This window comes from Streptomyces sp. NPDC041129, from assembly GCF_055592265.1.
This window is the reverse complement of the sequence record NZ_JBVIYV010000016.1, coordinates 41370-61820: the sequence shown is the minus strand read 5'-3', so window position 1 is coordinate 61820 and position 20451 is coordinate 41370. Positions and strand designations below refer to the sequence as shown.

Annotated in this window: 19 protein-coding genes and 4 pseudogenes; 13 read left to right on the top strand and 10 right to left on the bottom strand. The window is 68.7% G+C overall.

Annotated features, from left to right (window positions below):
• Nucleotides 1–270: 270 nt before the first annotated feature.
• Nucleotides 271–461: pseudogene (locus ACZ6B1_RS33875) on the top strand (aspartate 1-decarboxylase); the annotation flags it as partial.
• A gap of 89 nt (nt 462–550) precedes the next feature.
• On the opposite strand, the gene ACZ6B1_RS33870 reads toward ACZ6B1_RS33875, so the two are convergent.
• Nucleotides 551–1351: a barstar family protein gene (locus tag ACZ6B1_RS33870; protein WP_468784599.1), complete on the bottom strand. Its 801-nt coding sequence runs from the start codon at nt 1349–1351 to the stop codon at nt 551–553.
• A gap of 186 nt (nt 1352–1537) precedes the next feature.
• Between ACZ6B1_RS33870 and ACZ6B1_RS33865 the strand changes: the two genes are divergently transcribed.
• Complete coding sequence (locus tag ACZ6B1_RS33865; RefSeq protein WP_351667051.1) at nt 1538–1777, top strand: hypothetical protein; 240 nt, start codon at nt 1538–1540, stop codon at nt 1775–1777.
• Entirely contained in the window at nt 1777–2154 is a 378-nt protein-coding gene (locus ACZ6B1_RS33860; protein WP_468784595.1) for a fic family toxin-antitoxin system, toxin component, read from the top strand. Before ACZ6B1_RS33865 ends, ACZ6B1_RS33860 begins: the two co-directional genes overlap by 1 nt.
• 179 nt (nt 2155–2333) lie before the next feature.
• Here the strand turns inward: ACZ6B1_RS33860 and ACZ6B1_RS33855 are convergent.
• From ACZ6B1_RS33855 to ACZ6B1_RS33840, 4 genes and pseudogenes are all read right to left on the bottom strand, one after another.
• Nucleotides 2334–3178 (bottom strand): IS5 family transposase gene (locus ACZ6B1_RS33855; protein ID WP_468784594.1). Its coding sequence is split into 2 segments (ribosomal slippage): nt 2334–2845 and nt 2845–3178, totalling 846 coding nucleotides; the frame shifts between segments, so codons are not numbered across the junction.
• Between the two features lie 37 nt (nt 3179–3215).
• Complete coding sequence (locus tag ACZ6B1_RS33850; protein ID WP_468784593.1) at nt 3216–4370, bottom strand: CPCC family cysteine-rich protein; 1155 nt, start codon at nt 4368–4370, stop codon at nt 3216–3218.
• Nucleotides 4371–4631: 261 nt separating this feature from the next.
• Nucleotides 4632–5356: pseudogene (locus tag ACZ6B1_RS33845) on the bottom strand (IS5 family transposase); the annotation flags it as partial.
• A 399-nt stretch (nt 5357–5755) separates the two neighbouring features.
• Nucleotides 5756–6085, bottom strand: coding sequence for a hypothetical protein (locus tag ACZ6B1_RS33840; RefSeq protein ID WP_468784592.1), 330 nt, complete (start codon nt 6083–6085; stop codon nt 5756–5758).
• Between the two features lie 1060 nt (nt 6086–7145).
• Here ACZ6B1_RS33840 and ACZ6B1_RS33835 point away from each other — a divergent pair.
• Complete coding sequence (locus tag ACZ6B1_RS33835; RefSeq protein ID WP_468784591.1) at nt 7146–7610, top strand: hypothetical protein; 465 nt, start codon at nt 7146–7148, stop codon at nt 7608–7610.
• 557 nt (nt 7611–8167) lie between these two features.
• The gene (locus tag ACZ6B1_RS33830) at nt 8168–8674 is read left to right on the top strand and encodes a hypothetical protein (protein ID WP_468784590.1); all 507 of its coding nucleotides are present in this window, start codon (nt 8168–8170) and stop codon (nt 8672–8674) included.
• Between the two features lie 608 nt (nt 8675–9282).
• On the opposite strand, the gene ACZ6B1_RS33825 is transcribed toward ACZ6B1_RS33830, so the two are convergent.
• Nucleotides 9283–9495, bottom strand: coding sequence for a hypothetical protein (locus ACZ6B1_RS33825; protein ID WP_468784598.1), 213 nt, complete (start codon nt 9493–9495; stop codon nt 9283–9285).
• 766 nt (nt 9496–10261) lie between these two features.
• On the opposite strand from ACZ6B1_RS33825, the gene ACZ6B1_RS33820 reads away from it, so the two are divergent.
• Nucleotides 10262–10744 (top strand): hypothetical protein, encoded by a 483-nt coding sequence (locus ACZ6B1_RS33820; RefSeq protein WP_468784589.1) that lies wholly within the window; start codon nt 10262–10264, stop codon nt 10742–10744.
• Between the two features lie 289 nt (nt 10745–11033).
• Nucleotides 11034–11420 (top strand): annotated as a pseudogene (locus tag ACZ6B1_RS33815) (VOC family protein); the annotation flags it as partial.
• A gap of 324 nt (nt 11421–11744) precedes the next feature.
• On the opposite strand, the gene ACZ6B1_RS33810 reads toward ACZ6B1_RS33815, so the two are convergent.
• From ACZ6B1_RS33810 to ACZ6B1_RS33800, 3 genes are all read right to left on the bottom strand, one after another.
• Nucleotides 11745–12308, bottom strand: coding sequence for a dihydrofolate reductase family protein (locus tag ACZ6B1_RS33810; protein ID WP_468784588.1), 564 nt, complete (start codon nt 12306–12308; stop codon nt 11745–11747).
• A gap of 218 nt (nt 12309–12526) precedes the next feature.
• Nucleotides 12527–12754, bottom strand: coding sequence for a hypothetical protein (locus ACZ6B1_RS33805; protein WP_468784587.1), 228 nt, complete (start codon nt 12752–12754; stop codon nt 12527–12529).
• 742 nt (nt 12755–13496) lie between these two features.
• Complete coding sequence (locus ACZ6B1_RS33800) at nt 13497–13997, bottom strand: transcriptional regulator (RefSeq protein WP_468784586.1); 501 nt, start codon at nt 13995–13997, stop codon at nt 13497–13499.
• A gap of 220 nt (nt 13998–14217) precedes the next feature.
• Between ACZ6B1_RS33800 and ACZ6B1_RS33795 the strand changes: the two genes are divergently transcribed.
• The 5 genes from ACZ6B1_RS33795 to ACZ6B1_RS33775 all read left to right on the top strand — a co-directional run bounded on the left by ACZ6B1_RS33795 (nt 14218) and on the right by ACZ6B1_RS33775 (nt 19227).
• Nucleotides 14218–14523 carry a helix-turn-helix domain-containing protein gene (locus tag ACZ6B1_RS33795; RefSeq protein WP_468784585.1) on the top strand — a complete coding sequence of 102 codons (306 nt, stop codon included), beginning with the start codon at nt 14218–14220 and terminating at the stop codon, nt 14521–14523.
• 382 nt (nt 14524–14905) lie between these two features.
• Complete coding sequence (locus ACZ6B1_RS33790; RefSeq protein ID WP_468784584.1) at nt 14906–15505, top strand: RNA polymerase sigma factor; 600 nt, start codon at nt 14906–14908, stop codon at nt 15503–15505.
• The gene (locus ACZ6B1_RS33785; RefSeq protein ID WP_468784583.1) at nt 15502–16833 is read left to right on the top strand and encodes a BN159_2729 family protein; all 1332 of its coding nucleotides are present in this window, start codon (nt 15502–15504) and stop codon (nt 16831–16833) included. The genes ACZ6B1_RS33790 and ACZ6B1_RS33785 overlap by 4 nt, the downstream gene beginning before the upstream one ends.
• A gap of 602 nt (nt 16834–17435) precedes the next feature.
• A complete protein-coding gene (locus ACZ6B1_RS33780; protein WP_468784582.1) occupies nt 17436–18008 on the top strand; it encodes a dihydrofolate reductase family protein in 573 nt (190 codons plus the stop codon).
• Nucleotides 18009–19002: 994 nt separating this feature from the next.
• Complete coding sequence (locus ACZ6B1_RS33775; RefSeq protein ID WP_468784581.1) at nt 19003–19227, top strand: hypothetical protein; 225 nt, start codon at nt 19003–19005, stop codon at nt 19225–19227.
• A 228-nt stretch (nt 19228–19455) separates the two neighbouring features.
• Here ACZ6B1_RS33775 and ACZ6B1_RS33770 read toward each other — a convergent pair.
• Nucleotides 19456–19731: pseudogene (locus tag ACZ6B1_RS33770) on the bottom strand (hypothetical protein); the annotation flags it as partial.
• Nucleotides 19732–20090: 359 nt separating this feature from the next.
• Between ACZ6B1_RS33770 and ACZ6B1_RS33765 the strand changes: the two are divergent.
• A complete protein-coding gene (locus ACZ6B1_RS33765) occupies nt 20091–20441 on the top strand; it encodes a helix-turn-helix domain-containing protein (protein WP_468784580.1) in 351 nt (116 codons plus the stop codon).
• The last annotated feature ends 10 nt before the right edge of the window (nt 20442–20451 follow it).

Here is a 20451-nt window from a genome sequence, read left to right as displayed (position 1 = left end):
AAGGACGCTGCCGTCACGGATCCACCGCATGACCGCGGGGTCGGCATTGACGGCAGCCATGGGCGCAACGTCTTCCTCGCGCCAGCGACGCAGGACCAAACGGGGAGTCTCAAGCGTGATCATCCAATCATTCTGGATCACAAATGGGCTCTCCTCCATCCTCACCAGGCACTTTCGATACACGCCCTAGCACATCCCCTGGTCCGACCACACACCCTGACCAGACCAGGGGAACGCTACGGAAGCGTCCGCTGATCGGCGTCACCCTCTGCCGCCGCCCATCTGGTTCACCCCGGAGGCCTGGCAATTGTCATCAGCTACGCCCAGGTCGCCGACGCCGTGGCGAGGAAACTGCAGCCGAAAGTCGTCCACGTGGATGGTGACAACCGCATCGTCGCCCTGAGCACGGACACGGCCGAGCCGGTGACGGCTCGGACCAGGAACGCAGCCCGCTGGCATAGGCGGCGAGGTGGCCGGCGGTCAGGAGGGTACTGTCGTCGTACATGCGCGGGGCCGCCGACCCTTACTCACGAGGACAATGGCTCTTTCGTCACCGCAGCAGGACGTCGATACCGCGATCCGTGAAGATCGCCAGGAGCACCTCGAAGAAGGCGTCATTGGCTCCGTGGTCACTGAGAAGACGCGCCCTTGCGGACTCTGAGTGCTGCCATTCCAAGGTGAACGGAGGCGCGGCACCGAACCCTCCGCCGAGACAGTCGTCCACGGCAGCGAGGTTCCAGCCGAAGTATCCCCCGGGACCGTTGATGGCTTCTCCCAGCGTGCAGTAGAAACTGTCGGGATCGACGACCTGCAGACCGTCCAAGGTGAACACCTGCCCTGGCGCCGTGTCCTCGGGGTGGTCTCGACGCTGGTACTGCCGCGACAACAGCGCTACGAACAGCCAGGCTTTCCAATCTTCCGGAGAGAGGGAGTGCCACATGCCCTTCCGGTTCAGCTGTCCACTACGAAGCAATTCCCACACCCATTCCGAACCGGGGAGGAGCTGATCGCACCACAGACGCACAGTGATGTCGAGAAGCCCATCATCGCGAAGAGAAGGCGTGGCGGCGGTTGCTGTGAGGTCGCTGACGAAGTAGGAACCCATCTCCCTGCCCTTGGCGTCGAGGAGAGCCAGATGGGCACTTCCCGCGCTGGCGCGGCGCCCGCCGAGATGGCCGAGGCAGCTCAGTAGCGCGCCTCGAGGCGAGCACCCCAGAAGTTCGATCTGGCGATGTCCATCATCACTAGCGATGAACAACCCTCTGGCTTCCTGCGCGAAACCCCCGAAGTCGCTCTCATCCTCGTCGCTGGTCAAGGCGTGCTTAAAACCTGCTCCAGCACGGCTCAGCATCTCCACGCACAGAGCCTACAGAGAAGCCGTCTAGCGCGGCTTAGCCAGTCGACAAGGCGGCCTGACATGCAGCGACACTCGCCACCCCCCTCCTACAGAGGAGGCGCCGTTCACGCCCGGTCCGCGGCTGGCGTCCGTGCCACCCGCTGCCGCCCCACCCCCGGTAACAGCTGTTACCATGCTGGTATGGCGAAGACACAGCTGGGCGCGCGCGTGGACGAGGACGTGGCGGAACTCGCGAAGAAGCGCGCCGCCGACTTGGGGCTGAGCATCGGCGACTACCTCGGCCGGCTGGTGCAGGACGACACCAGCGGCCTGCGCGCCCGCGCTGTGGACGCGGCCGCACGCTTCCTGGCCGAACACCAGGCACTCTTCGACGAGGCCGAACAAGCCCAGCAGACGCCTCGAGGAGCGCGCGCAGCCTGATGGACCTGAACATCGACGTTCCCTGGATCCTGCAGGTCGCCGAAGCCGCCGGGGCGAACGATCCAGCCCCCGACGACTACGGCGTGCCCGTCTCTGCGGTCGCCCGCCACCGGGCGGAACTGTTCGAGCAGCCCGTCTACGACGGCCCCTACGCCAAGGCCGCCGCCCTGGTGCACACGCTGGGCCGCTGCCGCTGGCTGGAACGCTCCAACCTAGCCGTCGCCGCCGCGTCCGGCGTCATGTACCTCGAAGCCGCCGGGATCACCGTCAAACCGGCCCGCGAGGACGCCATCGCCCTCAAGGACCTGCTCCTCGACCCCGCCTGCACCGCGGGGAAGATCGCCGCTCTGCTGCGTAACTGGCCCACCGCCACCTGACGCCCAAGACTCAGCACCGCCTCCCGCAGGGCTGAGAGCAGTACCGGTCACGTCAGTGCGGTGGGGAGTGCGCCGAGATCGACCCGTGCGAGCTGTGCACCCAGGACGCGGACGCGGACGCGGAAGCCGAGGCGATCGAAACCTCCATGGGCCTGCGGAACTAGGCGGTTTCGTTTGGATCATCGGGCGGACCAGAGGAAGATGCCTGCGATGTGGAGTCCGGCCCGGTAGATGGTGGCGGTCTTCTCATAGCGGGTGGCGATGCCGCGCCACTGCTTGAGGCGGTTGATGCACCGCTCGACAGTGTTGCGCTGTTTGTAGGTCTCGCGGTCGAAGGCCGGTGGCCTGCCCCCGCGGCTGCCGCGACGTAGCCGGTGACTCCGCTGGTCCGCCGGGATTGGGATCACTGCCCGGATGCCGCGCTTGCGCAGGTGTTCGCGGATGGCGCGGGAGGAGTACGCCTTATCGGCCAGGACCAGGTCCGGCCTGGTGCGGGGCCGTCCTCGCCGACGAGAAACGCGTAGGCGGGCCATGACGTCGGTGAAGGCAGGTGCGTCGCCGGCCTGGCCTGCAGTAAGAACGAACGCCAGAGGCCGACAGCGGCCATCGGCAGCGAGGTGGATCTTCGTGGTCAGTCCGCCGCGGGAGCGGCCGATGGCATGGTCGCCGGGTTCGTCTGCCGGGGCCCCTTTTTCCGGGCCCCGGCCGCGTGCTGGTGGGCACGCACAACCGTAGAGTCCACCGAGACGGCCCAGTTGAGGTCCTCGTCCGCGTCAGCCTGGGCCATCAGCGCGATGAACACCCGCTCCCAGGTGCCGTCGATGGCCCACATCCGCAGCCGGTTGTAGACGCCTCGCCAGTTGCCGTACTTCTCCGGCAAGTGGACCCATTGCGTTCCGGTATGGAACTTGAACGCGATCGCGTCGATCACTTCCCGGTGGTCCCGCCAGCGGCCACCCCGCTTCGGCCTGCGGTCCGGGAGTAACGGCTCGATCCGTGCCCACTGCGCATCGGTCAACGACATGACCTGACAACGAGGTGGATCACTGCCGGACGCTGCCCTATTCAGCCACGTCTAGCATCTGACGCCGTGCTTCCGACATCCACAGCCCTTCACCGCCACGCGTCATGGACTCATCGCGTCCCTCGGCTGCTGACTCCAGATAGTCCAGGCGTGCCTGCGTCAGGCTCAGCCTGCCGTTGGGCCCACCCCGCACGACGTGCGCGTCCGCGTCATCCTGTCCGTCGTCTTCCCAGCCGCACTCCGGACAGATTTCGAAATTGGCCCGTTCCTCCAAGGGTCCGCCGGAAACAGCAGGGACATGCGATGAGGCCGCCAGCGGCGTCGTTCGACGGACTGGAGAGCGATTCTTCAGAGACCATGGCTGACATCGTTCCGCACTCTTCATGATCCAAACGAAACTGCCTAGTGGCTGCCCGGCTGGTAGCACCTCGTTGATGGCATACAGCGCCCGGGGGCGCACGGCATACGGCAGTTCGTCCAGGCCGTCGAGGATCGGCAGGATCAACCGTTGTTCAAGCAGGGCGCGGGCCCGGGTGCTGGGGTCGGTCTCTGAGGAAGTGGCGAGGGAGTGTAGGGCGGGGTGGTCTCGGGCGAGTTGGTCGGCCATCCATGTGTAGAGGTCCTTCTGGGCTGGGTCCCACGAGGCCAGGGAAAAAAGGACCGGGACGGGGCCGCCGGGCGCGCGGCGCTCGAGCAGGGCAAGGAGGAGGCGGATGAGTAGCACGGTCTTGCCGGTGCCGGGCTCACCGAGGATCACCAGGCGGCGGGTGGGCACGCGTTCGAAGACCTGAGCGATGTCTCCTCCCTTGCCGGCCAGTGCGTTCGGGCTGTCAGCCCATGTGCAGTTGGCTGCGGACTGGCCGGGCCACCCCCGAGCCAACTCCCTCAACTGAGGCCATGACTCAACCAGGTCCGCGGCGGCCGCTTCCCACTCGACCGCCAGCGGGAAAGGGTCGTTGAGGCGGCGTACCTGCGCCTCGGCCTCCCACTGCTGGCGCATCCCCTGGGCGAGGTGGTCGGCCATGTCCTCCAGCCGAACGGGCGCCGACCCGCTCTTGCCGGGGCGGAGCACGGCGATCACTGCGGCGGGTAGCGCGAGCAGGCTGGTGAATGTGGAGACGACGGTACCCACGTCGCCGACTGGGTGGCCGCGTGCGATGGCGTACGCCAGTAATGCCGTGACCAGTGCCACGTACAGCAGTCCGACCCGTTTCGGTACACGTCTCACGCGGTGTCATGCGGCAGCCCGGACGACATTCCCAGCATCCGACATCGCCGACAGCGCCAGACCGGTGACGGCAACCTGTAGGTCGAGGATCGCCAGCGCCCGAAACCCACCGGAGCGACACAGAGGCCGTATGCGAATAGCGGTCTCGGCGCGGCAGTAAGAGCCCCACCACTGCCTGACGTCAACGGTGCATGATAAGAGGTCCCAACGCAGGCGTTGGATGTGTCGGTGAGTGATCAGGCAGGTGGCGAGGCCGAGGAAGGCCTCGTGGATGTCGTCGCGTCGCTCCCAGCGGATCCGCAGGCGGCGAAGGCCGTGCAGCCAGGCGATGGTGCGCTCGACGACCCTGCGGAAGATGCCCAGGCCAGAGCCGTGTTCCACGCCTCGTTCGGCGATGACCGGGCGGATGCTGCGCTGCCACAGTAGGCGGCGGTATTTGTCGTGGTCGTAGCCGCGGTCGGCAAGTAGGGCGTCGGGTCGATGTCTGGGGCGGCCGACGACGCCGGTGACCGCCGGGATCTTGTCGAGCAGGGGCAGGAGTTGGGTGACGTCGTTGCGGTTTCCGCCGGTCAGCGGCACTGCGAGCGGGATGCCTTGGCCGTCGGTGAGGACGTGGTGCTTGCTGCCCGGCCGTGCGCGGTCGACCGGGCTGGGACCGCTTTTGGGCCCCGTCGAGCGGCCCGGACGTGGGATGAGTCGATCACCGCCCGGGACCAGTCCGGCTTCTTCGCCGCCCGCAGCTTCTTCAGGAGCACCAGGTGCAGTTCGTCCCACACGCCGGCCTCGTTCCAGGCGGCCAGGCGCCGCCAGCAGGTCATGCCTGAGCCGAAGTCCAGTTCCTGCGGCAGGTACTCCCATTGGATGCCCGTGTGCAGGACGAACAGGATCCCGCACAGCGCCTGCCGGTCCGGCACTCGCGGGGCGCTGGCTCGAGGCGGCGTGTACGGAGGGCCGTGTGAAGCGCAGGCCGCGCGACACCGGCCAGTAGTGGGTGTTCCAGTCCAGTGCTTCGCCGACGACCGCGAGACCCGCCTCCAGGGTGAAGCAGACACCCACTGTTGACCGGTCACACGTGAGGGCGTTGCGCAGTCGGCGTGCTTACGGTCGGGGCAAGGTTCCTTCGCACGCATGCCATGCCTCAGCGCGCGGGCGAAGTGCCCGTTCGCAGGGTGTTTGATCAGGCGCGTCAGGTGCGGCTCCGGTCGGCTGCCGGGTACACGGTGGCTTCGCGGAGCTGGTCTACGAGGCGCGCGCCCAGGCCCACTGACTGCATAACAGGCCCGGCCGCCGTTGATCAACGCGGTGAGGGTCCGCACCCCGGGGTGCGGACCCTCACTGTCGCCCGGGTCTCAGACGGCGAAGAGCTGGTGGTAGTGCCAGGAGCCGCCGTAGTACTCCTGCCAGCCCTGGCTGCCATACCGCGGGTTACCCCCGCCGCAGGCGACAACGCTGGTTCCCGTGGAGTTGATGGTGTTGCCGTACGCGTAGTACGTGCCATACGGGAAGTTCTGGCAGTGCGCTCGGGCTCGCGTCGGCCGGTTGCACGGGTTCCAGTGGACGTAGACCTTGTGCCCGTAGTGATTGCCAGCGATATCGGTGTACGAGTAGTAGTCCCAGGTGACGCTGGGCGTGCATGAGTCGCTGGCGGCTGCTGAGCCCGTGCCTATGAGGGGCAGCAACATGGTTACGACCGCAGCCGTAACAGTGGCGGCGAGATTGAGTCTGAGTCTTCGCAACGAGATCTCCTGTCGAGTGCCACATGGGGGGCCTGGCGTATGCAAAGGTCAGGTATGCGGATCGTGTGCGTTGGTGTTCCGCCCACCACCAGATTGAGTCAGCCAGGCATGTTGCCGCGACGTTCCGTGCAAGGATTCGAGCAGGTTCGAAGGGGTGGCTGCCAGACCAGCAAAACCAAACAGCGGGAGGTCCCTTGAAGGAGATCACCGCGCCCGGAAGGACGACGAAGACGCACAGGACGACAATCAAGCTCGGACCGCCATCGGCGACCATCGACGCCGCCACTACCGTGCTGGCCCCGACATACTCGGCTCGCGCCCTCAAGGCCTCGACGGCGGCGAATGGGACGTCCTCACCGACGCCATCGACCTCTACGGTCCGCGTCCAACACCGCCTGGAACAGATCCGGGTCCGCACCGCCGCCGACCGCGCCACCCGCCTTCCGCCCACCTCGCCACTGCGCCGGCAGCCCCCAACGCCCATCAACGGCCCTGGCCACCATCCCCCTACCCGGTGGCAGGGAAGCTACGTCGCCAGCGCGCCTTGCTCGGCCGGTGTCCGGGCCCGGTGCACCGCCGAAGCTCAGGCCGGCAATGCTGCATCCGATCAGTGGCTGCTTCGGAGCGGGCGCCGGGTGGGGCGGCTGGACGGCGGAAGACCTCGCCAGGCCCAGCGGCGCCGACGGAACCACCACCGGTGTCCGCCGTAACATGCCCTCGCAGCCCGGTCGGCGGTCATCGCCTGCCCGGCTGCCGTCACCGCGCCTGCGTAACGCCCGCGTCTACCTGGCTGCCTCTGGGCGCTGGGGGTCACTTCCGCAAGTCGCCGCCGTTGCAGGCCATCGGTGCTCGGCTGAATGACTGTCCGGCCAACAGATGCAAATGGCATATGCCATGGTCGCTCGAAATGGTGTTCCGGGGCCGAACCGGCTGGTGAGAGGCCGTGGGCTGGTAACACTCGGTCTGGACGAAGCAAGTGCTGCCTCTTGAAGGGAAACGCTCGATGGCTCTTCTTTCGGCTGGTCGCGTACGGCCTCTGGCTTGCGTCGGGGCCGCCGTCGCGGCTGCTGTCCTGCCCGTGGTGTCGGCTGCTCCCGCCAGCGCCACGACTCAGGAGGCGCACGTCTCGTACATCCAGCGGGACGGACTGGGGAACATCAAGTACGACGTGCGCTTCAACGGCACGGTCCGGTCCGACGGTCCGACCCGGTACGTGATTCAGGGGGTGCTGGACGCCTACTGCCACGACAGCACGATCACCGGCCAGTCCATCACCTTCGGCTACGGGCCTTCGAAGAACGGCTGGCAGTACAAGAGCTACTGGTGCACCGACGCGCCTGTCCAGATCAACATTGAGGGTAGCCGCTCCGCCGGTGACAGTGTTGACCTGATCGTCGGTGCTACCAGCGGCGTTTTCAACACCTACAACTACGGCAGCAAGCAAACCTTCGACATCGGCACTGACTGACCCCTCCCGCAGGAGCCGGCACGCTCACCGCACGTCGGCCGCCATCTGCTGGGCAGCTCTCCACCATGGAACCTGTCGATGCGGCATCGGCGGTTTCCGGGTATACGGGCACCATGATCTTCTTCAGCAACCGGATCGGCTGTCTCGGTTCCCTGCTCATCAGCGCGGTAGCGACCGCCATCCTCTTCATGATCTTCGCGCACTGATTCAGCTCCTCAGGTCCAGCGCAGGAAGATGGCGGCCAGCTGTTGTCCAGGAGCGGTTTTTCTGATCAGTGGCTGGTGGCCTGGCCTGCACTGATCAGTTTGTGGTGCGGCGGCGGGTGAGGGAGTGCCAGTGGCTGAAGTGATTGTGGGCGCTTGCTGGAGCAGGGGTCTGGACTGCGGATTTGTCAGTTGGCTGGTTGGGTGATCAGGTCGTGTCATCTGCGCTGCGCAGGGTTCAGATTCGGTGGTCGTTCGTATGCGGCGGCGCTTGGACGAGCTGTCTGCTTGAACTGGACGGTGGTCAGGTGCTCGAGCTGCTCGAGGCGGGCGAGCCAGTCCGGGACAGCGGTCGTGCGGGTGCACAGCCAGGTCGCCCTCGCTGAAGCGGGCACCCACGGCGAGCACGGTGAGCAGGGGCAGGTCACCACCGGTCCGGGCGGCACCGCCGAGTGGGAGTTCACCGCCGATACCAAGGGCACGGCCACCGTCCGCGCCACCGCCAAGGACCTGGCCGGCTCCGGTCTGAAGATCCTCACCCCCCGCGACAGCAGGGCGCAGCGGATGCTGCTGGCCGGTGACACCACCGCGTGCGCGGGCGCCGCCGTCAAGGTCACCGCAGCCCCAGGGGGTGTGACCATCCACAAGCGGGACCCGGGCGGCGATCGCCTGGCCGCCGCCGCCTTCCAGCTCACCGAACCCCCAGCGGCCGCGTCGTCGCCGATGGCACCACCGGCGCCGACGGCACCCTGGCCTTCGACGACCTGCCGCCGGGCGTCTACCGGCTGCGCGAGACGGACACCGGCAGCCGCCTGCGGGACCGGCGCGACGCCCCAGTTTCCGGGGGGGGGGCGGTCATGAAGGGCGCCGGGTGCGCCGGTTCGCCGGGCGTGTGGGCGTGTGGGGGCCGGCTGGCTGCCCGGGGACGTGTCCGTGGTGAGGGGGGTGGGCCTGCAGGGTGGTGCGGCTGGTGTGGTCGTCGGACGTCGGCATGGGCCTCTTCTGGGCGCAGTTGACGGTTCGGCTCATGGGTGCGGGTGTTGCGGCGCGGGCCGGTGGGAGAGTTCGCGCTGGGCGGCCGCCCACGAGGGTAACGCCCGCACAGTCGCGGTCACCGGGCGGCGGCGGGCGCGTGGTGTGGTGGGGTGCGGGGGAGCGGTCCCGGCGCGGCGGGTCCGACCGTTGAGGGCCGGTGCGGTGGTGCGTGTACGGGCGGTGCTCTGGTCCACTGCGTCGGTACTGAGTCTGTTTGATGCCCCGTCGGCCGTGACGTTGCGTGGTGCACCGGTGGGGGACATGGGAGTTGCGCGTGGTATCGCCGCCCTGCCCGGCCTCTTCTGCCTGAACGCTCGTCAGCAGCGGTCGCGACGACCAGTGGCGCGCTCGTCGCCGCGCGGGTTGCGTGGGGCCGGGGGTGCCGGGTAGGGCTGGGTTCGTCCATTGGCCCGGTCCTGCGCGGCTCTGGTGTGTTATTGCTGGATGCTGATGCTCTGGGTGGCCTTGGTCTGGGCGACCGCGTAGGGCGAGCACTGGTTGAGTGCGGCTGGCTCGTTGTGTGCGTCCGCGTGGGCCACCTTCTTGGTGACGGTGGTCATCTTGGCGAAGTTGAACGAGAACTTGCCGAGTGCCTCGCGTCCTGGCAGCAGTTCCGCGGTTTCGGTCTCGAGCTGGTCCAGGTTCATGAAAATGAGTCCTTTCACCCTTCAAGTGGTCTGTGAACAAAGAGAGTTCCGGTGTGAGCGCGGCCCGACGTGGTGTCGGGCCGCGTCTTCGGTCCTCGCCTTTTTCGAACCTGCTGGCGCGTTCCGGCTGACGGTGAGCGAGTAGCAGGCCGTCCGCACGGTCCGCGCGGGGAGGTTCGAGGGACGGCGCGAGGTGCGTGACCTGTCGGTGCCGGGTTATGCGGAAACCCGGCTGCTCTTGTCGGGGCATGGCGGAATCGGGGGAGAAGCCGCCCAACCGTCCGAAGTCTCCGAACGATTCGTTCGGAGGGCCTGGACACTAACCGAAGCCGAAGGAAAAACGCAAACAATCCTAATGCGACATTGGTTCAAAGTCGGACGGCTGTTCCTCCGTATGGCATCAGCGAGACCGGCTGTGCTGTCCGGCCCGCGTCCTTATCGGATCCGGCCGTGCCTGCACGGCACCGTGGCGGGCAGGCGGGCAGGCGGGCAGGCGGGCAGGCGGGCAGGCGGGCAGGCGGGCAGGCGGGCAGGCGGGCAGGCGGGCAGGCGGGGAGGCGGACCGCTCGCCGGGCGTGCCGGCCGGCGTGCGGGACCTGGCCCGTTGCGGCGTCAGGGAGTGCGGCCGGCACCCCGCACGGCTGCTGCACGCCGCCACCCCGCAGTCGCGTCTGGGTCGGGGTGGGCGGCCCTGCGCCGGAGTTGCGGGCTCGGGGAGGTCATCGGCTGTCGTGGGGGAGTGGTGCTTCCCTAGGATTGGGTCATGATGGCCGATGCCCCGCTCATCGGAGAGTCGTTCCGGCGCCTGCACCCGATCAGCGTGCTCCGGCCGGTGTCCCAGGTGCCGGACCGAGTCTGGACGGAGGAGGAGTGGGATCGGATCCAGCGCGGCTATCGCGCCGCGGGCATGGATGAGAAGTGGAACGTCTTCGCTGAGGGCGATGTTCTGTTCATGCACTGGAGTTGGACCGGTCACGGCGTCTACGAGGTGTCCTTCACCCCCGCGGCCGGCCGTGGCAGGAGGATCGTCTCCGCCGTGGTCGAGGGCGACGCCAAGCGCTACCGGAACATGGGCGACGCGTACGACTGTCTGATGATGGAGCTGATCATCAGCGTGATCGTCCTGGGGGAGCCCGCCGCGGAACTCCGTTCCAGTTTGGTGGAGTTGACTGCCAGGGCTTCGGGAAAGAGTGATCTTCCCTCGGGTGCGGTGCAGCACAGTGTGCTGGGGCTGCGCTCCGGATCGTGAGTTCCGCAGCCCGGACGGTGCCGTCACGGCCCTGGGCCCGGGTAAAGAGGCCGGACACGACGAAATACCGGACCGGTATGCACGGGGCTTGGCCGGATGCCGGAGCGTGCGTCACCGCTACGCACACAAGGGCCGAACTCTTTGCTGCCTTCGCCGGTACGGTCGCCGCTCGTGTCGGTCACCGGCTCACGTCGATCGGCAGCGGCGACTAGCATCTGCCGTGATATCGCGTGTCGGTCACCGGCTGGGTGAGGCATGGAGGGTCAGGAGATGCCCTCGGAGGCATTCCTTGACAGTGCAGTTGAACCACACGATCGTCCACGCCCGGGACAACCGGGAGTCGGCAGAGTTCCTCGTCGGCCTGCTGGGCCTTGAGATCACCGCCGAGTGGGGCCCGTTCATCGGGGTCGGTTTGAGCAACGGCGTCACGCTGGACTTCGCCGCGATCCCCGCCGACAAGATCGCTCCTCAGCACTACGCGTTCTTGATCTCCGAAGAAGAGTTCGACGCGGCATACGCCCAGATCACCCAGTGCGGCATCGAGCAGCACGCCGATCCGCGCCGGCAGCAGCTCGGCACGGTCAACCACAACGACGGGGGCCGCGGCGTCTACTTCATGGACCCGGCCGGCCACGCTATGGAACTCATCACCGTGCCCTACGGCGGCTGGCCCGCGTATGCACAGACGCCGAGGGCCGCACCCGGGTGCCGGGGTGCGGCCCTCGACCGCTGCCCGCGCTCGTCGTGCTCGTCGTGCCGTCGTGCCCGGGACCGGCGTCCTGCGACCACCTGCCCCACAGCCCGTCTGGAAGCCCCCTCAGTGGATGGCGTCGCGCACCCGCAGAGGCCCCGTGAACCGGCCCCGGCATCAAGGAAGCGGTTTCTGAGGAGAGGGGGAGACTCTCTATAGCTGTGGCCCCGTGGTCGTGGCCCGGTGGTGTCGTGGTGCCACGGCCACGGCTACGGCTAGGGGGGTGCCGTGCTGGTCGCGGGTGAGGTTCTACCGTGTGACGCGGTAGCGGAGGTAGACGATGTTCGAGTGGAAGGTGCGGGTCTCGGCGAGTTCGAGGTTGACCCGGCGTTCGTGTCGGGGGAAGAACGGGGTGCCGCCGCCGACGAGTACGGGGTAGACCACGGTCCGGTATTCGTCGATCAGATCGGACGCGGCGGCTTCGGCGGCGAGGGTCGCACCGCCGATCGCGATGTCGCCCTGGCCCGGTTCGGCTCGCAAGCGTTTGATCTCGCGCGCCAGGGTGCCGGAGGCGAGGCGGGCCTGGCCCTGCACTGTCTCCAGCGTGGTGGAGAACACCACTTTGGGAAGCGGCTTCCACAGCGCGGTCCACTCGCGTTCGGCGGCGCCGAGCGTGGGGTCCTGGTCGGCGCTCTCCCAGTACAGCATCGTCTCGTACAGGCGTCGTCCCATCAGGTGGACGCCGACCTCGCGGATCTCCTCGATCCAGAAACGGAAGACGTCCTTGTCGGGGGCCGTCCAGCCGAATTCACCGTCGGGTCCGACGATGTAGCCGTCGAGTGAGACGCCCATCGAATAGGTCACGCTGCGCATCCAAAGTCCTCCTCCGTGACACCGGTTCGACCGTAGGACCGCTTGGCGCCGCGAAACTCATCACGGCTAGCGACATCCCCCTGGGGGCCGGGCCGTTCCACGAGATCCTTTCCCGGGAAACCTTACGTCGCCCCGGGGCGGGCTTCGCCGCGAAGGACCGGCTGCCGCACAGCGAAAAGGCAGGGGAATGCGTCGTGTTCGGCGGCCGCAGGAGCAGCTCAGTTCACCCTCAGTCGGTAGACGGTGAGCTTGTTTCCGTCGACGTGGGCGTGGAAGTCGGGGGGTGTGGTGCCGAGTGTGGGATAGGCGTTGTTGACGGTCTTGAGTTCTGCGGCGCTGAGGACGGCGGTGGCGGCTTTGATCATTTCGGTGAACGTCTTCTCGGGGGCCTGGCGCAGTGAGTCGCCGGAAAGCAGGACCACGGCTTCGCCGGTGCTGCTGCGCACGACGGCGGTCGTGGGGGCTCCGTGTACGACAAGCACCTGATACCCCTCTCGGCGTGGCCCTTTTTCGACCCGCTGGATGTGGCGCGGCAGGAGGATATTCCCCGCTCTTCCGGTGACCGTGAGCTGTGGTGAAGGCGCTGGTTTCCGGGAAGATTCCGCCGAGCTTAGCGGGAGAGTCATGGCCGAGAGGGGCGGACCCGGCGGGCGGGCATGTGCTCGATTTCGGTGCGGCTGCGGGCGTGGTGCTGCCGGTGATCGGGGTGCGCGGTGTTTCGGACCGGGTCCGGCCGGGTCGTCGCGCCGGCCGGGGGTGGCGTCGGGCCGCCGCCCCAGGGCCGCGACGGATGACGCCCACCGGCCCCGCGCGCTGGGCGATACCGGCCCGCACATCTGGCGACACCGGCGCGCGGGCTGGGCGACATCGGCGCGCGCTGGGCGATACCGAACCCGTGCGTCTGGTGATACCGGCCCGCGCACTGGGCGACACAGGCCCGCACATCTGGCGACATAGACCCGCGTGCTGGGCGATACCCCCTGCGTGCTGGGCGACACAAACCCGCGTTTGGTGATACCGGCGCGCGTGTTGGGTGATGCCGGGTCCGTGTGTCTGGCGGCAGGGGGCCGTGCTCGCGTGGTGGTATCGGCTGGTGTGTGTCACGTCCCCTGCGGGGGCGGTCGGTTCATGTCGTGACGGTTCGGTGTGGGGTGTTCCACGAGGTGGGGGAACGTGGCGGGAGCGGGGTCATCTGCGGGTGCGCCACGTGGTGTTGTCTTCGTGTGTGGCCCGGGATCGTGTGGCCGCGTCGATTTCCGCTTGGAGTGCGATCGCGTGGAGGATGCTCCCGTTCAGTGTTCTGCGGATGATCGGGTCGGTGATTCTCCAGGCGGTCATGGCCTCGTCCGGAGAAAGCGTTGCCGGGTTCGGTCCCCGCCTCTGTGATTCGGGTCCGCGCTGCTCGGGAATGAGGCCGCTTTCCACTAGAACCCTGCGGTGATCGAGGTTGAGGACGGTCGCCCACGTGCTCAATTGGGAGGACAGCGGCAGTGTTTTGCCGTCCAGCGTCCGGCTGATGGTGGTCAGGCTCAGACCGGTCGCGGCCGCCAGTTGTGCCCGGCCGCCGTGGCGCCGGCGGACGTCGTATCCAGCTGCCGTCGCGGCCTGGGTGAGATACGCGCCGATCCGCTGCGCCTGAGCCTGTCGTTGGGTCCGGCTCTCATGGGGGGAATCCTTCGCACTCCGCATGGTCGGAGGGTAGCGCGCAGGCATGTTGTCACATGCTGGTTGCACGCGTGCACCTTTGCAGGTCAAAACCTAGATCGGCATTTGTGCAGGCCACATCCCGATTCTCGTATTGGTGTGCGAATCAAAATACCCTTGCGTCACTCATTTCCGGCAACTTGCATATGTTGCGCGCGTGTGGGTAAGCCGCACGGCTGCACGTTGCTGAGGGGGTCTTTTGACCATGCTTCGCCTCCATATGGCCACGCTCCTGCTCAAGGCCGGGGAGCTGGGTGACGAAAGCGTCGCGGACATGGCGCAGCGCACCGGGATCAGCAGGTCGACGTTCCACCGGCTCGCGAGTGGAACGAAACAGCCGAGCCTGGCCACGCTCTGGACGCTGCGGGACGCCTACAGTGTCCGGCTCGACGCGCTCGTCTACGACGACCCGCACACGATGCAGCGCAGCCTTCCGCAGCGCCGGCGGGTGCCCGCCCGGGAGCGGCACCGCCTGCGGCACGGGGCCGCCTGCCGGCCCGCGGCCGATTGAACACCGGCCCGGATCCTCAGCAGGCCCGGATCCTCGGCCGGTCCGGGGGCTCGGTCGGCGCGGGGGCCGCCTGGGGAACCGGCCCGGATCCTCGGCAGGCCCGATCCTCGGCAGGCCCGATCCTCGGCAGGCCCGATCCTCGGCCGGCCCGGGCCCTCGGCCGGCCCGCCCGGATCCTCGGCCGGCGCGGGGGGCCGTCCGGGGAACCGGTCCGATCCTCGGCACGCCCGGGGCCTCGGCCGGCGCGGGGCCGAGCCGCGGGCGGGCCTGATTCCCTTCGTCCCCGGGGCCCGCGGGCCTGCAGGGCGGTCTTCGCGACCCCCGCCTCACGTTCTGCCGGCAGCCCACCTCACCTTCTGTCCCTACGACCGGGAGCAATCCTTTGACCACTCAGGCCCACGACGCTGCCGTCGACGGCGGCACCACGGGGGAATTGGCCCTCATCAGCCGTGCCCAGCAAGGCGATCGCGAGGCGTTCGCCGAGCTGTACCGGATGCACCACGGTGTCATCGCCACACTCATCGGCCGGCGCGTTGACTCGAACTCCGCGCTGGCCGAGGACCTCACCGCGGACGTCTTCATGAAGGCATGGATCAAGATCAAGACTTTCACCTGGACGGGTACGTCGATCCGTGCCTGGCTGTGCACCATCGCCCGTCACGCGGTCGCCGACCACTTCAAGACCGCCACGACCCGCCATCTCACCTTCGTCGACCAGATCACCCAGGTGGGAGACGCCTGGGCCCCCTCGGTGAGCGACCCAGAAGAAACCGTTCTGTTCTCCCTCGCGCTCGACGACCTGCATCACGCCCTGTCGGAGATCACCCCCCGTCAGCAGGTCGTCATCCGGCTGCGGTTCCTGGGGGAGATGTCCGTCCGCGAGACCGCCCGCACCATGGGCACCACCGACGGCGCCGTGAAAACACTCCAGTGGCGCGCGCTCGATTCCCTCCGCAAGGCCTACCCGGGAGCTGTGGCATGACCATCGCCTACAACAAGGACGGCGACCTCGAGCGGGAACTGACCGCGCGGCTCAGCGAACTCGCCCACGCCTTCATCGCCGATCTCAACGCACAGGGCCGTCTGGTGGAAACCGGTGGCGCCGACACCCTCAGACGCCTCAGACAACAGCACCCCACACCGCCCCCCGCGCCCGACGCGGAACCCGGCGACCCCGCAGGCGAGGTCACCGAGATCCAGGCGCATTCCGTACCGGGCGCGCCGACCCTGTGGGAGGCGGTCACAGCGCCCCGCTTGGGTGAGGACACCCCCGGCCCGCCCGCAACGCGCCGCCCGCTGCGTATCCTCGGCGCGTCCGAGCCGTGCCCCGCGGGCCTGACCATGCCCGAATCCCGCGACGTCCCGGCCCCGGCGCTCGAACCGGCCCTCGTCCAGCAGCCGTCCGCGCCCGGACCGGTCACCGGACACGGCACCGGTGTCCAGGAGCCGCGCACCACCGACGAGAGCCAGACCCAGCCCCAACCCCTGGCCCGGCAGGCCGCCGTGCCCGCTCCGGCCTCCGCCCGGCAGGCCGCCGTGCCCGCCCTGGCTGCCACCCGGCGGCCGGTCGCGCTCGGACCGGTCACCGGACAGAACACCGGCGCCCAGGGGCCGCGCACGGCCGACGGCGGCCAGGCCCAGCCTCCGCCCTCTGTCCAGCAGGCCGAGGGGCTCGAACCGGTCTCTGTCCAGCAGGCCGAGGGGCTCGAACCGGCTCTCGTCCAGCAGCCGACCGCAGTCGCACCCGAACCGGTCCGGCACACCGGCGTCCAGGAGTCGCGCAGGCCCGGCGAGGACGGGGCGCGGCCGTCGGCCGCGGTCACGGCGGCCAGGCTGCGGGCGGAGAACGCGGCCCGGCTCGAGGTCACCGGGATCACCGCAGAGCATGACCGCGTCGACGTCCGTATCCACGCCGTGTCGCTGAGCGACTGGGAGTACTGGCTGGCCGCGATCGGTGCACCGTTGAACGCGCCGACCCACCGCAGTGGATGGGTCCAGACCGCCACCGCGGACCTCGACGGGGTGGAGGTTCATCTCACCGCGGAGGCCGTGCCCCGTCTTCTTCAGGAGGCGGCGCAGCGGGCAGCCGACCCTTTCGTTCTGGGGGGCCGCGTCTACGACCTCGCCCTCAACCACACCGACCGCCTCGGTCAGATGTGGCTCTACGACGGCCTGCGTCAGGAGGACGACACCCCCCTTCTCACCCTGGACGGGACCAGCGGCCCGCCCTACCCGCTGACCTCGATCGTGGTGGCGAACGGGCCCCTCACCCCCGCCGCCGTGAACCCCGACCGCCACGAGACGGGCTGACCACACCCCGCACCGCCGGCCGTCCCTGTGCGGCCCCGGGGCCTCGACGCGGGAGCGCCGCACGGCAGTCGATGGCCGGGCCGCCCGGCCCGCGCACTAGCCCGTCTGCCAGGGGAGGGGGAGGGGTGTCCGATGAGTGTTCGCGTCTGACGACGACCAGCGGCGTGACGCCGCTCGCCGCCGGCTTCGGGCATAGGGACCGAACCGGGCGCTGGTGCGAACCCTCACCCGGTTGCGGCGGGTCGGGGTTCGTAGAAGGTCTTCGTCGCGGAGCATCGCGAAGAGGGCATCGGCCGGCGGTGTCGCCGGGCTGGGCCGCTTCGTCTGGATCAGTGAGCCCGACCGCATCGGATGCCGCGCCGCCTGGTGAGGCAGGCCCTCTGCTCTGCGCCGTTGATACGTCGCGCGGTCGAGGGGCGTGCGGATGCCTCTCCTTGGTGCGCGCTCTGCCGGGTCTGGTGAAAGGGGCGGTGGCGGCCGATGAGTTCCTTCATGATCGACAGTCAAAGATCACGGTGGGTGCGCGGCGGCCGCGAGAGCGGTCGAAGCACGCGCCGACCGAGTCGGCTCGCAAATTGGACACGAGACACCGAGGAACCATGATGCGCACTTTGATCAGTACCGCCTTCATCTCGCTCGACGGTGTCGTGGAGGCCCCGGGCGGCGAGCCCGGTTACCGGAACTCCGGGTGGACCTTCAAGGACGTCGAGTTCCTCCCCGAGGCGTTCGACCTCAAGGGCCGTGAGCAGAAGGAAGCCACCGCGATGCTGATGGGCCGGACGAGCTATCAGTCGTTCAGCCCGGTGTGGCCCGACATGGCGGACTTCGCCGACTACAAGGTGATGCCGAAGTACGTCGTCTCGACCACCTTGATGGAGGATGATCTGGTGACGAACTGGGGTGAGACGGCGATCCTGCGCTCACTCGACGAGGTCGCCGCGCTGAAGAGGACCGAAGGCGGCCCGATCATCATCCACGGCAGCGCCTTTCTGAACCAGGCCCTCGCGGACGCCGATCTCATCGACCGCTACCACCTGCTCGTCTTCCCGCTCCTGCTCGGAGCGGGCAAGCGGCTCTTTTCCACCACGGACAAGGATGCCCAGAAGCTGAAGCTGGTCGAGCACGACGTCTACGCCAACGGCCTGCAGAAGAACGTGTTCGACGTCGTCCGCTGAACCGGACCCCCGGGCTCGCACCACCGCCGTGTCCGGTCTCCTCGTAGCGGGTGGCGATGCCGCGCCACTGCTCTGGGCGGTTGACGCATCCCTCGACCCTCGGCGGTGTGGCGCGCTGTTCCGGCGGGTGGCACCCCAGGCGCCGCCGCCCCGGCCGCAGGGCGGTGGCCGACGCAGGCACGGGGCCCGGGAAGTGCCGGCCGCGTTTTTGTGCGCACACCACCGGTTCCCTCCTGCCGCGCACGACGGCGACGACGTCGGCCGGGCCAGCTCCACCCCGGCAAGGGCTACGACCCCTCCTTGTGCGGTGAGGGTGACGTGGGCGGGGCAGCACGCACCGCACCCCGGCAAGGGCCTTGAGACGTCGGTGCGAGGCGGCCGTCGTCGCTGGACCGTGGAAGGCACCAGGGCCTGGCTCGCCGGCGGCCGATGTCTGTGGCGAGCCACGATTTCACGGCGGAACACGTTCTCGCCTTCACGAGCGTCGCCTGCATCCTGATCCGCTGTCAGGGTCGTGCCCCACCGGTACCGCACCTGCAGACTCGGGTGTGGGCGGGGCCGTGGTGCAGGAGGCCGCCGTGTGGCAGCAGGTATCGGATGTGCCGCGTCGGCGGCAGCGTTCCTGAAAGCGTGGATGCGTCGGTGCATCCGCAGACCTCGAAGCCGATGACGCCCAGGCTGAAGGAGGCGTTCTGGAACGTCTTGGCGGCGATGGCCGCCCGCCAGTCGTCCCTCACGGGGGACGGGAAGAACGGCCGACCGTCCGGGGCAGCTGCGATGCGGTGATGTTGATACGGTCCGCCTCTACGGCGAGTTGAGGGGGGAGACGATCGTGGGGGCGCAGCCGTCGGGTTCCCCGAGCCGCTGGTGGGGAGGGGTCGGCTCGGGCGCTGTCCTCGGTTCGCTGACCGCGGTGGTGACCGTTGCCGTGATCGGGAGGGCATGGGCTGCCTGTGACATCGGCAGCAGCCCGGCGGCCAATGGTCTGACGCTGTTGCTTCTTGCGCCTCTCATCTGGATCGCCGCTGCGGTGTCGTGGGTGGTGCTGCACCGCACCCTCGGCAGGCGTCATCGTGGGGCGGCGCTGGCCGGCTGGCTGGTCCTCACTCTGTGGTTCGCCTGGTTCCTCGTCACATGGCTCGGCATGCCGGACTCCTACCCCGCCCCGTCGTGCCCGGACGGCGTCCCGCCCTGGTGGCCGGGCTTCCTCCCGGCCTGAGCGCGAGCGGGGCCCGTGGCCGGCCTCCGCCAGCGGCAACCTGGTCCACGAAGCCCCGCCCCGCCGCCGCACGCCGGCAGGAGCGTGCGGTGCGAGCCGGCCCTGAATTCGTGCCCCCCGCGCCGGTGCAGCGGATGCGGAGCCGATCAGACGGGTGCAGCGCCGGGCGACGAAGCTCGGCCGACAGCGGTCCCGTGAACGATCTCCGGGGCCGGCGGTGCGCTCCTCCATGACCGCGCGGGCTGCGTCCAGGAACGCGAGCCGGTTGTCCTCCAGGTAGTCCCGCACGCTCTCCCCGTCCGGCGGGCCTTCCCGCACCGTTCCGTTGAGGTCGAGGACGTACGCGCGTGCCGCGTCGTGCACGGCCAGGGGGAACTGGATGCGGAGGAGCCGTTCCGCGCCCCACAACCTGATGACGTCCCGGGTCGTGCGGAACCAGTCGTGGGTGTCGTCCCACTCGTAAGGCCGGCTGAAGGCGGAGCGTTCGGCCTCGGCCCTGACCTGACACGGCCGTCATCGTCCCATGCCGTCCTCGGGCTGAGGCCCGCGTCGCTACGGCCGCCCGGCCGCCCGGCGGACCGGCCGCCCGGACGGATCGAGAACGCACGGGAAGACCCCGGAACCTGCCGGTGAAGGACCGGCTGCCGCTGGTCGCCGCATCATGGCGGACCACCCCCGGCACGACGCCGGCCGGGCCGGCCCGCACACGGTCGATCATGACGAGAAGTCGGCGGGCAGCGTAGCGCAGGGCGGCGGTGGAAAAGAAGGTGCAGAACGCCCCGGCGGCAGGGCCGTTAGACTCATCGACAGGCGGTCACTCCCTCTCCACAGGAAGAACCGGCGTGCCCAACACACTGCAGGAAATGATCAAGCACAAGTTGGACCAGAACGGCTGGTCCTACAGCGATGTAGCGCGCCGCGGTGGCATCTCCCGTTCGACGGTCCACCATCTGGCGACGTCGGCGCGGCTGGCGCAGATGCCGCAGCAGACCACTCTGGAGGGCTTGGCCAAGGGACTGGGCATCCCGGTGGCGCCGGTGCAGCGGGCCGCCGCCGAGGCCGCGGGCGTCCACCTGTATCTCGAGGACGCCCCCGAGGCCGCGGATCCGGAGGTGGCGATCCTCATCGCGAGCGTGCACAAGCTGAGCCCGACGGACCGCCGTCATGTGGCCGTCCTCGTCGAGTCGCTGCTGCACGCGAACGGCACCCCGTAGGAAGGGATGC

What these genes read in the sequence shown, in the direction of transcription:
- ACZ6B1_RS33870 (WP_468784599.1), bottom strand. Translation starts at nt 1,351, where the DNA reads ATGCTGAGCCGTGCTGGAGCAGGTTTTAAGCACGCCTTGACCAGCGAC.
- ACZ6B1_RS33865 (WP_351667051.1), top strand. Translation starts at nt 1,538, where the DNA reads ATGGCGAAGACACAGCTGGGCGCGCGCGTGGACGAGGACGTGGCGGAA.
- ACZ6B1_RS33860 (WP_468784595.1), top strand. Translation starts at nt 1,777, where the DNA reads ATGGACCTGAACATCGACGTTCCCTGGATCCTGCAGGTCGCCGAAGCC.
- ACZ6B1_RS33835 (WP_468784591.1), top strand. Translation starts at nt 7,146, where the DNA reads ATGGCTCTTCTTTCGGCTGGTCGCGTACGGCCTCTGGCTTGCGTCGGG.
- ACZ6B1_RS33825 (WP_468784598.1), bottom strand. Translation starts at nt 9,495, where the DNA reads ATGAACCTGGACCAGCTCGAGACCGAAACCGCGGAACTGCTGCCAGGA.
- ACZ6B1_RS33820 (WP_468784589.1), top strand. Translation starts at nt 10,262, where the DNA reads ATGGCCGATGCCCCGCTCATCGGAGAGTCGTTCCGGCGCCTGCACCCG.
- ACZ6B1_RS33810 (WP_468784588.1), bottom strand. Translation starts at nt 12,308, where the DNA reads ATGCGCAGCGTGACCTATTCGATGGGCGTCTCACTCGACGGCTACATC.
- ACZ6B1_RS33800 (WP_468784586.1), bottom strand. Translation starts at nt 13,997, where the DNA reads ATGCGGAGTGCGAAGGATTCCCCCCATGAGAGCCGGACCCAACGACAG.
- ACZ6B1_RS33795 (WP_468784585.1), top strand. Translation starts at nt 14,218, where the DNA reads ATGCTTCGCCTCCATATGGCCACGCTCCTGCTCAAGGCCGGGGAGCTG.
- ACZ6B1_RS33785 (WP_468784583.1), top strand. Translation starts at nt 15,502, where the DNA reads ATGACCATCGCCTACAACAAGGACGGCGACCTCGAGCGGGAACTGACC.
- ACZ6B1_RS33780 (WP_468784582.1), top strand. Translation starts at nt 17,436, where the DNA reads ATGCGCACTTTGATCAGTACCGCCTTCATCTCGCTCGACGGTGTCGTG.
- ACZ6B1_RS33765 (WP_468784580.1), top strand. Translation starts at nt 20,091, where the DNA reads ATGATCAAGCACAAGTTGGACCAGAACGGCTGGTCCTACAGCGATGTA.